This is a genomic window from Microcystis sp. LE18-22.4A (assembly GCF_027531105.1).
Classification (GTDB): domain Bacteria; phylum Cyanobacteriota; class Cyanobacteriia; order Cyanobacteriales; family Microcystaceae; genus Microcystis; species Microcystis aeruginosa.
Genome location: NZ_JAPZRB010000124.1, coordinates 1 through 7,263, shown reverse-complemented (window position 1 = coordinate 7,263; position 7,263 = coordinate 1). Strand labels below are relative to the sequence as shown.

Annotated in this window: 7 protein-coding genes and 4 pseudogenes; 7 read left to right on the top strand and 4 right to left on the bottom strand. The window is 38.8% G+C overall.

Annotated features, from left to right (window positions below):
• Nucleotides 1-93, top strand: a pseudogene (locus O9295_RS05465) (photosystem Q(B) 2 domain protein); the annotation flags it as partial.
• A 122-nt stretch (nt 94-215) separates the two neighbouring features.
• Here the strand turns inward: O9295_RS05465 and O9295_RS05460 are convergent.
• The 3 genes and pseudogenes from O9295_RS05460 to O9295_RS27715 form a co-directional block, all read right to left on the bottom strand.
• A complete protein-coding gene (locus tag O9295_RS05460; protein WP_147072700.1) occupies nt 216-542 on the bottom strand; it encodes a hypothetical protein in 327 nt (108 codons plus the stop codon).
• A gap of 448 nt (nt 543-990) precedes the next feature.
• Nucleotides 991-1,245, bottom strand: a complete 255-nt coding sequence (locus O9295_RS05455; protein ID WP_261779634.1) for a hypothetical protein — start codon at nt 1,243-1,245, stop codon at nt 991-993.
• 2 nt (nt 1,246-1,247) lie between these two features.
• Nucleotides 1,248-1,475, bottom strand: a pseudogene (locus O9295_RS27715) (hypothetical protein).
• A gap of 532 nt (nt 1,476-2,007) precedes the next feature.
• On the opposite strand from O9295_RS27715, the gene O9295_RS05450 reads away from it, so the two are divergent.
• The 6 genes and pseudogenes from O9295_RS05450 (at nt 2,008) to O9295_RS05425 (ending at nt 7,082) form a co-directional block, all read left to right on the top strand.
• Entirely contained in the window at nt 2,008-3,600 is a 1,593-nt protein-coding gene (locus O9295_RS05450) for a tyrosinase family protein (RefSeq protein ID WP_288032236.1), read from the top strand.
• 106 nt (nt 3,601-3,706) lie between these two features.
• Entirely contained in the window at nt 3,707-5,515 is a 1,809-nt protein-coding gene (locus O9295_RS05445) for a multicopper oxidase family protein (RefSeq protein WP_288032234.1), read from the top strand.
• A gap of 28 nt (nt 5,516-5,543) precedes the next feature.
• A pseudogene (locus tag O9295_RS05440) lies at nt 5,544-5,648 on the top strand (photosystem II protein D1); the annotation flags it as partial.
• Nucleotides 5,649-5,757: 109 nt separating this feature from the next.
• On the top strand, nt 5,758-6,321 hold the full coding sequence (locus O9295_RS05435; RefSeq protein ID WP_288032233.1) for a Uma2 family endonuclease: 564 nt from the start codon (nt 5,758-5,760) through the stop codon (nt 6,319-6,321).
• Between the two features lie 63 nt (nt 6,322-6,384).
• Entirely contained in the window at nt 6,385-6,648 is a 264-nt protein-coding gene (locus O9295_RS05430) for a hypothetical protein (RefSeq protein WP_149988396.1), read from the top strand.
• The gene (locus tag O9295_RS05425; protein WP_288032231.1) at nt 6,645-7,082 is read left to right on the top strand and encodes a putative toxin-antitoxin system toxin component, PIN family; all 438 of its coding nucleotides are present in this window, start codon (nt 6,645-6,647) and stop codon (nt 7,080-7,082) included. The genes O9295_RS05430 and O9295_RS05425 overlap by 4 nt, the downstream gene beginning before the upstream one ends.
• Before the next feature lie 40 nt (nt 7,083-7,122).
• Here O9295_RS05425 and O9295_RS27275 read toward each other — a convergent pair.
• Nucleotides 7,123-7,263 (bottom strand): annotated as a pseudogene (locus tag O9295_RS27275) (ATPase); the annotation flags it as partial.

Here is a 7,263-nt window from a genome sequence, read left to right as displayed (position 1 = left end):
ATGCACGAGCGCAACGCTCACAACTTCCCCTTAGACTTGGCTAGTGGTGAACAGGCTCCTGTAGCTCTGACTGCTCCCGCTATCAATGGTTAATTCCTAGTCTGAACGAAAAGGCACTCCCGCAAGGGGGTGCTTTTTTGTTGAGAAGGGAAGGATAACCAGTGGCTATGAGAGAATAAAAGACAGTTCTGTTATAGGCCGCAATCATTGATCTTTTAACAGTTCATATTTATCCCCCAATGTGACAATTGGCGGTCTTTGTAGGCAAGGGTAAAACTGGATAAATAATCTTTACCGTCTAAATCGAGATTAAAGGCAGAAAAGCAGACGTACAGACTACGTTTATCAACGGCGACAGAGCGACTAAAAATTTTACTGAGAGTATTGGCGGTCAGTCCAGTTTGTTGGCTAAGAATGTCTAAGGTGCAGCGAGTGTTTTGTTTTATTTCCCAATTCACTTTAGCACGGTGCAGTTTTTGGTAGCCGATGGAGGTTAATATGACGCCGCGTTGGCGAGAGGATTTACCGTTTGACTGTTCCATAAGTTGCCCCATCAACATAGAGGTCAGCATAATTTTCTATTATGGTAATCAATGGGGATACAAAAAATTACTTTTTTTACAAGATTTAAAGTTTGCACTAGGAGTCAGGATTTTAACTAGGTGAGATCACCGATGATTCTCCTTGAACAGTTATTATGTCCTTAACCTATGGGAGTCTATCGTTATTTAGCGATTGAATGGGGGGATCACCGTTATGCTTCATAAATTTCCCGACGATGCCCGATTCTTTGGAGATAAATAATGGGATTCTGTCTTAGTTATCAAAAAAGAAGCTAAAAAAGAATAGTTCAACCCTCTTGGGCAAAATATCTATCATGGGTGAGTATTTCATCAATTCCCATTTGTTTCATCACAATCCTAGAAATGCAATCTGTGAGACTATAGCCTTGATCAGGACGTTCATCGAATAGTTGAAATCCAGCTTGTCTTAGTTGAGGCGTATAAGAAATAATTTCCATATTCGCCTCTTGAGGGATTTGAAGGGGCAGGTCGCTAGAGATTTTCGAGGCATGATAGAACCTTTTGTTGCAACATAATTGAGGGTTTCATCTACAATGCCATCGGTGGTTATTAGGTAATCATCTGCATATTTTTGGGCATAATCCAAAGCAGTAAAGTGCCAGTTATCTCTGGGATTAATCAAGGCAATCCAATAAAATGTATCAGCAAAGATGAGTTTCATCGTTAATGTTTTGGTGTGCCATAAAGATAATGATCATGTTGTTCGGCTCCGTCGGTGGGTAAGGTTTCTAAGACTTCTGGGGGAATATCGGCGATTAGTTCTTCAATGAATTGCCAAAAGGGTTGTTTAGTTTTGCCGGCTTGGGTTTGATGGGGGAAGTCGAGGAGTTAGTGGTTGGTTTCATCGGAGGCGGTTTCGATTTCCTCTAGGAGTTGTTCTTTGGCGGTCATAGCTGGTTTGGGATGGGGGGATATTCCAGATTATAGCGATGCCGTTCTTGATTTATAGCATTTCTGATTCACAAGAGGTACATTCCCGATCCTGAACAGCTTAATCAGCAAAGGTTTAAGTGTGCCGCACAGATGCGAGAACCGCTATAGATCGCTGTTTTTGTGGTCTTGGGTATGAAGCAAAAATTTGGGGGTCGGAGTGTGGGCAGATTGTCAGGATATTTTGACAAAGTTTGAGCTTAAGTTGGTAAAGTTGGGGATTTTTCCCAAGTTAAGGATTTTTGCGAGAGGGTGGAAGGGCTGTAAGTTAGGCGGGGTAAGGGTTGGGAGAATTTTATCGACTTTTTCCTTAAGTTGGTAAACTTTGGTTGTGTGAGATGTTGGGAACAACTATCATCGGCTTAAATTGCTAAATTCGATTTCTTGTTTTCACTACTTATCCAGTACCAGCAATAATTTACTGCGTAGATCACTTGAAAAGTCGAATTATCGGTCTTTTTCGACAAATCCCATTGAGTATTAGGAGTCAAATATGACTGGATCTCCACCCCTAAAAATACGCTATTCTATTGGTTATTTACAAGACCAATATGATTGCGGTAATAAAAAACCGCTTGAGGACCTAATTCGGGCATGGAAAGGGATTCAGGAACTTCCCATCACAGATAAGCGTTCATTTTTCGTGATTGGGGGTTATCACGGAGAACCTTTTCAATATCGAAAACAAGTTGACGAGCTTTCCCAAGTGGATCAATATGTCTATTGGGGGGGATATTGTAATCATGGTAATGTGTTGTTCCCCACATGGCACAGGGTATATGTACTCAAATTAGAGGAAGCCCTACAAAGTATCGTACCTGATGTGACAATGCCCTATTGGGACGAAACCGATGAATACAGCATCAAACATGGGATTCCTGCGATTTTGACTCAAGCCCAATTTGAACTTGACGGAGAAATAATCGATAATCCGTTGAAATCATTCATATTACCAGAAGCCTTGTCGGATTCTATCCCCAGTGACGATAGAGCTTATGAAAAACCCAAAGGCTATGAAACCGTGCGTTATCCCTTATCGGGTTTAGTCGGCACACCAGAGGCCCGGGCGGCTACCGAGTCCCATAATGCTCAGTATCCCCATCCTAGCCAAAATACTGAACTCCTAAATAAAAATATAGTGGCTTGGCTTACTGGTCGGGAACCGAGAGAACCAGAACCAGAACCGGACTCACCCAGAGCGAAAGGGACTTACTGGGAATATCAACAATGTCTTCATGCCCCAAACTACACTGTTTTCTCCAATACCACCTCAGCTAATCAGTGGAATTTGGATCATGCTAATCATGTGGTTTCTTTAGAGTCTCCCCACAATGACATTCATTTAGCGATAGGGGGGTTTGATATACCCAGTCCATCAGGTCTTCAAGAGGCGGGACTACTTGCTGGGGCAAACGGTGACATGGGGGAAAATAACACGGCGGCAATGGACCCGATTTTTTTCTTTCATCATTGTAATGTTGATCGAATGTTTTGGTTATGGCAGAAACAGAACGGTTTCACCGATAAAGATACAATTGAGGTCATTCAGGGTTACGCTGGGACCAATTCTAGTGATGATCAAGGTCCCACTCCTGGAATTGCACCAGATACTCCTCTCAATTTGTATACTCCTCTCAACCCATTTGTCAAAGATCAATTTGGTAATGTTTATACTTCCAGAGATTGTATTAATATCGAGGAAGATTTAGGCTATACTTACGCACCTGGTTCTTTGGAGAAAAAAGTCCCTCTCAATGTATTGGAAAGTGGTTATAGTCATAAAAAATTAATGGTTCGAGGTATTAATCGGGCTTTATTTCAGGGGTCTTTTGTGTTAAGAGTTTATGCAACCGTTAAAGACGAGAATGGCCAATTTAAAGAATATTATCTGGGTAGTCATTCCGTTCTCAGTCGTCGCAATGTGGTTAAGTGTGCTAACTGTTTAACTCATTTGGAAGTGATTGCTTATTTTCCCTTGGATCAGATTCCAGAAAACTTAATTGATAGTGCAAAATACCGTTTAGATATTCAACATCGTGGTAGTAAATTACCAAAATTACAATATAATTTTGCAGTAATTGACTGAATCAAGAAGTAAAATAATCTCGAAAGATTTGGTTTATTTATAAGACAAATTTTTGAGGGTTTTGCTGTTGTTTTTGTTTGTGTAACCAATAGGTAGTGAGAAAAAAATGAAGAGTTTGTTTGCTATTTTGTTGTCATTTTTGTTGTTGTTGTATCCTGCGAATTATGCCTATGCATCCGATGCAACCGATTCGATAAAAGTTCCCGATCCCTGTAATTTTCGTCCGATTAACAGTGCAGATACTTTATACAAAACTTATGCTGAACAGGATTTCAAAAATCCAGAGGAAATTACTTCTAACGATGATGTATTAACAACCACCTTAACGGTTAAATATGGGGATAATAATATCGCTGGTTGTCCAGTGCATTTGCGCTCTTATAATGGTAAGTTAGTCGGTCCCACATTAAGGGTTAAACCGGGAGATACAATTCGCATAACATTGATTAATGATTTGCCGCCTCAAGATCATCCTGACAATCACCAGACGAATCAACAAACCGATGGGGATGGGGGTTGTTCTTATGAGATGGAGACTAAAACTAAGAACGAACCTCATGATTTTAATGTTACTAATTTTCATACCCATGGCCTTCATGTTAGCCCTAGTGGCTGTAGTGATAACGTCTTAAGGGTGATGAAACCAAGAGCAAAAGAGGGAGAGCCAGCAAAAGCATATATGATTGAAGTTAAAGTTCCGAAAGATCATCCAACAGGAACTTACTGGTATCATGCTCATCTTCATGGTTCAACTGCATTACAGGTTTCTAGTGGCATGGCTGGGGCCTTAATTGTGGAAGATAAAGAAGAAGATAAAATTCCAGAAATTAAGGATGCAGAGGAGAAAATTTTTGTTGTGCAGCAAATTGTCTATGACCAAAAAGGGGAAATTGAAAACTATGGCAAAAAGGAGGAAATTGAAAACTATGAGCCATTCGGTCCTACAGGTTGGCAGGACTCAAAACGACATGTTACCATTAATGGCCAAATTGTACCGATTATTAAAATGCGACCCGGAGAAGTGCAACGTTGGCGTTTTATCCATGCAGGAATTCGGGAAAGTATTCAACTAGAATTACGGAATGATCGGGTTCAAATCCCCCTCCATGAAATTGCTGTTGATGGTATTGCTTTAGGTAAGTTAGATTCATGGAAAAATAGCCCAGTTGAGCTTGAACCAGGTTATCGTAGTGATGTTCTGATTAAAGCTGAAATGCTTCCAGATAATCAAACAGAACAGGTGTATTTGTTGTCTGATAAACCTACAACATCCAAAAAGTCTTTATTAGGAGTAGCCGAAACGGGCAGTATCCTTGCTAAAGTAATTGTTGAGGGTCAACCTATGGATATGAAGTTACCCAGTGATGATCAATTAGCTACATTTAAAGCTAAAAATGCCCCTAAGGATATTCAACCTAGTGAAATAACCGGTAAACCTCAGGAGGTTATCTTCAGTATTATTAAGGACAAAAACGACGAAAGTAAGAACATATTTAAGGTTAATAACGCTCCTTTTGATCCTAAAAATGTCAGAAATCTTACCTTGGGTAAGGTGGAATCATGGGAGCTAAAGACTGCTTCTGATTCACTTGGTCCTACTCATCCTTTTCATATTCATGTGAATCCTTTTCAGGTTGATCGCAAAGATCCCAATGGAAACAAAGAGCGAATTTGGCGAGATACATTATTAATTGAGAAAAACGAAACGCAAACTGTCTACAGTCGCTATACTCGTTTTACTGGGAAATTTGTTCTGCACTGTCATATTTTGGATCATGAAGATCAGGGAATGATGGAAGTTGTTCAAATTTTGGATCCTCAAAAAGATCAAAATTCGGAACCTAAAGATGAAAATTTGGATCCTGAAGATAAGGGAATGATGGAAGCTGTTCAAATCAGTCATAATCCCATTTAAACATCACCCATGCCGCACAGGATTGTTCGGTATGGAAGTAATGCACGAGCGTAATGCACACAACTTCCCCTTAGACTTAGCTAGTGGTGAACAGGCTCCCGTAGCTCTGATTGCTCCTGCTATCAATGGTTAATTCCTAGTCTGAACGAAAAGGCACTCCCGCGAGGGGGTGCTTTTTTGTTGTTAGAATTGGGGAACAATGAAAAACGCTGCAAAATGCTTATTCTCAAAAAATCATCATTATGACCGCTCTCACTGGAAAATATACTCTTAGTCAATATTTTGAGCGGGAAATACAATCCCAAACTCGTCATGAATATCTGGATGGAAAAATTATTGCTATGACAGGAGGGACACCGACTCATAACCGCATTATTAGTAATTTATTAGTGGCTTTATATACTGGACTAAAGAATCAACCCTATGCCGTTTTTGTCACCGATCAACGTTTATGGATACCTGAGCGTCAAATAGCTACCTATCCTGATATTATGGTAGTGTCTGAACCTCTCACTTATCAAGAAGGACGCAAAGATACTTTAATTAATCCTGTTTTAATCGCTGAGGTTTTGTCTGCTTCAACGGCAAATTACGACAGAGAAGAAAAGTTTGCCGCTTATCGAACCATTGCAACCTTTCAGGAATATTTATTGATTTCTCAGGAAAAATGTTATATTGAACATTTTCAAAAGGAAGGCGATTGCTGGGTGTTTACAGCTTATGAATCTGATAGGATAATTCATTTAAACTCTTTGCGGGTTGAGGTGGAGATAGCAGATATTTATAACAAGGTAATCTTTAGTTAAAGCTTTAAATTTGAAGCTTTTGTTATCATTAAACTAAACTAATCTTGGTCAGGAGTTAATTTTATGATATCCCCTCAAATTATTGAACTGGAACAAAAGTTACGAGATTTTTCGGTTGAAGATAAACAATGGTTATTAGAGCAGTTACACAAGCATTTAGAAGGTTTCAAAGAAAATGTAAATAGAAAACAGGTCAAAGATTTGATTATGGAAACATTAAATGAGGTTCAAAATATGCCCGATAATTGTTATCATGAAGTTTGGCAAAAATTTGATGACGCTTGTGTGAGAATTTCAGGAAACTTAGAAGAATCTGATTTACTATGATGTTTGCTCAAGATTCACCTCTTGTTATTCTTGATACTTCGGTTTTTCTTTCAGCTTTGTTAAGTAAAAATCCTAACAGTGCGCCTTGTCAAATTATTCGTTATTGGCGGGAGGGTAGATTTAAGTTAGTTATTTCTCCTCAATTATTGGAGGAATTGGTTGAAAAACTATTAGTGAAAAATATTGACAGAAATGATATTAAGGAGATTTTAACGGCTATTTTTTATACTGCTATCAAAATTCAAGGCATTTATCAAGCAACGCTACTCGATCAGGTTGATCCAAATGATAATATGTTTTTGGCAGCCGCTTACGAAATAGGTGCTGATTATCTAGTTTCTTTAGATAAAAAACACATTTTACCGCTAAAGCATTATCATCATACACAAATTTTATCCCCAAATTTATTCTTACAAGTCTTACAAAATAGTTAAAGGTAAAAAGGCGATCGCATCTATTTGTAAAGAGATAATCCTAATCGTTAGGATTTCTTTTAAGATAGGATTTAAACACAGGATTAATAGGAAAATAGGACGAGGTTTCTGATGGTAATTTATCCAGTAAACAGCGTCTTATTAATGACTGAATAGTTGCCCAAAATTCAGAAGTAGATAA